At 42.9% G+C, this 2,922-nt stretch carries 5 protein-coding genes; all 5 read left to right on the forward strand.

The features are described 5' to 3' along the window. Window positions 1-507, forward strand: a 507-nt coding sequence (locus tag PGQ38_RS18710) for a S1 RNA-binding domain-containing protein (RefSeq protein WP_330674541.1), incomplete at its 5' end; no start/stop codon positions are given. 74 nt (window positions 508-581) lie between these two features. Then, the gene (locus PGQ38_RS18715) at window positions 582-1,040 is read left to right on the forward strand and encodes a zinc-finger-containing protein (protein ID WP_187565875.1); all 459 of its coding nucleotides are present in this window, start codon (window positions 582-584) and stop codon (window positions 1,038-1,040) included. Next, window positions 1,037-1,711: a hypothetical protein gene (locus PGQ38_RS18720; protein ID WP_270433078.1), complete on the forward strand. Its 675-nt coding sequence runs from the start codon at window positions 1,037-1,039 to the stop codon at window positions 1,709-1,711. Before PGQ38_RS18715 ends, PGQ38_RS18720 begins: the two co-directional genes overlap by 4 nt. Before the next feature lie 13 nt (window positions 1,712-1,724). Further along, a complete protein-coding gene (locus tag PGQ38_RS18725) occupies window positions 1,725-2,417 on the forward strand; it encodes a hypothetical protein (RefSeq protein WP_204453228.1) in 693 nt (230 codons plus the stop codon). Further along, complete coding sequence (locus tag PGQ38_RS18730) at window positions 2,380-2,886, forward strand: hypothetical protein (RefSeq protein ID WP_187565873.1); 507 nt, start codon at window positions 2,380-2,382, stop codon at window positions 2,884-2,886. Before PGQ38_RS18725 ends, PGQ38_RS18730 begins: the two co-directional genes overlap by 38 nt. Window positions 2,887-2,922: the final 36 nt, after the last annotated feature.

Genomic DNA, 2,922 nt, shown 5'->3' on the forward strand with positions numbered 1-2,922 from the left:
GGAGAAGAAGGGGAGAAGCCGCTTCTGTACCCTGGAAGAATTGCAGAAGCCCGAGTGATCGCAGTGGCGCCAAAGGCAGTACGTCTGGAAGTGTTCGGTGTGGAGGTATCTGTCAGGGCGCGTGATATGGCCTGGGAGTGGATGCTGGATGCTAACGAAAAATTTCAGGTTGGAGATCTTATCCAGATCATGGTCAATAAAGTAGAAGGAACAGAACCGGGTGAAATTCATGTGGAAGTTGATGCGAAAAGTCCGACGGCGAACATCAATAAGGACAATCTCAGGAAGTGCCACAGGCAGGGAAAGTACACTGGAGTTATCACTGAGGTATATAAGGGAACTTATTTCATTCGTCTGGATATTGGAATAAATGCGGTGGCGCATTCCTGCAACATGTCTGCACTTCCTGGAAAGGGAGATAAGATTGGAATCGTGGTGACCAGAATTAACGATAATTACGAGGTTGCAGAAGGAATCATCACAAGACTGATTAAAAGGTGGAAATAAAAGTTCAAAATCCTATTGACACAGAAAAAGCATTTTTTTTACAATCTGGGCAAACAGGAAAGGAGACAAATTGAATGACAAAAACGAAGAAAAAAAAGCAGACTGAAAAACTGTATTGTCCATACTGTGGAAGGATGGCAGTGTTACGCCCGGCAAAGCATGTCTATGGCAGCCGGAACCTGGATTCTGGCAATTATCTGTATGTCTGCAGTGGTTATCCATCCTGTGATTCTTACATCGGGGTACATAAAAAGACCATGCGCCCTATGGGAACCCTGGCAAATGGGGATCTGCGCCATAAGCGGATTGAAGCACACCGTGCCTTAAACCAGGTGGTAAATTCTGGGATGATGACGAAAAAAGGTATATATATCTGGTTGCAGAACAGGTTCGGTCTAAGGGAAAAAGATATGCACATCGGAAAGTTTTCAGAATACCGGTGCGAAGAAACTGCCCGGGAATGCAAGGCTTTACTGGAACAACATACAAAAAGAAAGCAAACTGTTTCAAATAAAACAGATCTGGCGGCATGAAGAAAGGAAGGCATTGTTTGCATCTGCAGGCTAATGAAGAGGATGTTTACCGTTTAATGGACACAAAAGAACGGTACTTCTGGATGATTGGTATCGGCTCTTTACTGGAGGGAATCGCAGCATATTTCCTATACTTTCGGATCAAATGCTGGGACCTGTTATATCTATGCGTGATACTTGCCTTGGGAATTATACTTCTTTTAAGACAGGCTGTTAAAATCAGCAGAAAGATCATGGAAGCAGAAGTCTGCTATATGGAGTTGGACGTAGACAGTCTGGCGGTCTGCCAGCCGGAGAAAAACGGACATTATGAATGCTGTCGGATATTTTACAATGAAATAGACAAGATTGTAGAAGGCACCCTTCGAGGAGTCCCTGAGTTTTATATTGTTTTAAATGATCAGAAAGAAAAAGAAAGCTTTTTTCTTTTAGATGAGGAAGAGCAGAACCGAAATATCTTTCGAGTTCGTTCATTTGGATTTGACCATCAGAAATTTATCGAATTTTACAGGAAGCTACGGTGGAACGTACCTGGAAGGGTCCGGATCATCGGAACAAAAAATCAGGATGTGTGGAATCTTCGAAAACCAAATATGGAAATCTGTATCATGGTAGGAATGATTGCCTGTTATGTGATTCCAAAACTCCTGGAAGTAATGAAGCTGTTTTAGGAGGAAAAAGGCTATGAAATGGTACACGGCAATCGGCTGTAAAGGAGAAGATGGGGAAGGGCGGCTTCTGGTGAAAACTGATAACCAGGAGAAGGTACTTACAGAAATGGAGACCATGCTCTGGGCAGCCTTTACCTGGACAATATGTGCAGAAAACAGAATCTACTCTCAGATGTACCGGGTACTTTGTATTACATTTGGGAAAGAACGTGCAACAGAGTGGGCGGATGAAGAAGATTTCCTGTTTTGTTTAAGACGCCTGAAAAAGCGCGGACTGGTAGCAGAATGCGAAGGGGAAAATAAAGAGGAGGCTTTGCAATTTCTTTTTAGTAAATCAGTAGTAGCCCCTGTTGTAGATTCCTTTTCTGGCCGTGTAAGGGAATTTGCAGAGAATCTGGCTCTTGGAAAAGGAATAAAAGCAGCGATGCGAGCGCTTAAAAAGCCGGTATTTACTTATGAAGAACTCAGGGTGCTGCAGCAAATTTCCAGAAACGGGTACATTCCAGACCATCTGGCCAGCTTAAATGAGCAGGCAGGGAATGTCCTGCTATCAGCAGAAGAAAAGAAGAAAGTTCAGGATCAGGTTGGGGTGGAATTCATGCAGATTCTGATTTCCTTATATCAAAAGAAACAGTTTGTGATCAGCTACATCAAAGAAGGAGGCTTCCTTGAAGAAAAGAAACAAATGGAAAATATGGCTGTCTGATGCAATATTGAAACACAGGCGAACCTATGCCGGTATACCCGGATTTTTTAAAAAGAGAATTGTGAATACTTTATGTTTATCATTTCTCTTACTGTATGGAGGCTGTGCACTTGGCCTGGCACAAAGATCTGCCGGATTTGTGGGCTGGACAGTCTTTTTAACTATCTGTGGGATCGGGGATGCGGTTTATGTTTATTATCTGGCAGTGACAAGATCCTATGAGGTGGTGGAAGGAACAGTATCTGAAATCCATGCGGAACTTTTTTTTGATGGCTTTAAGAGGGTTATAGTGTTGCAATCAGATGGGCTTACTACCGAGCTGTTGCTTAACAAAAGAACCAATGTTATGCATGGGAAATCTTATCGATTCTATTTTAATCAAAATGCACATGCATTTTCTGGCATTCACAGGCTGGACGCTGCTTTTGATTTTGGAAATTTTTTTGGCGTGGAGGAGGTAAAAGAATAATCCAGGGCGGGGAGCATCAGGCATGGTTCGAGTCCA

Source organism: Blautia faecis (genome assembly GCF_027662325.1).
In the GTDB taxonomy this organism is placed as follows: domain Bacteria; phylum Bacillota; class Clostridia; order Lachnospirales; family Lachnospiraceae; genus Blautia_A; species Blautia_A faecis.

Bases quoted from the DNA above. Each gene is read 5' to 3' on its own strand.
- PGQ38_RS18720 (WP_270433078.1), top strand. From the start codon at position 1,037: ATGAAGAAAGGAAGGCATTGTTTGCATCTGCAGGCTAATGAAGAGGAT.
- PGQ38_RS18725 (WP_204453228.1), top strand. From the start codon at position 1,725: ATGAAATGGTACACGGCAATCGGCTGTAAAGGAGAAGATGGGGAAGGG.
- PGQ38_RS18715 (WP_187565875.1), top strand. From the start codon at position 582: ATGACAAAAACGAAGAAAAAAAAGCAGACTGAAAAACTGTATTGTCCA.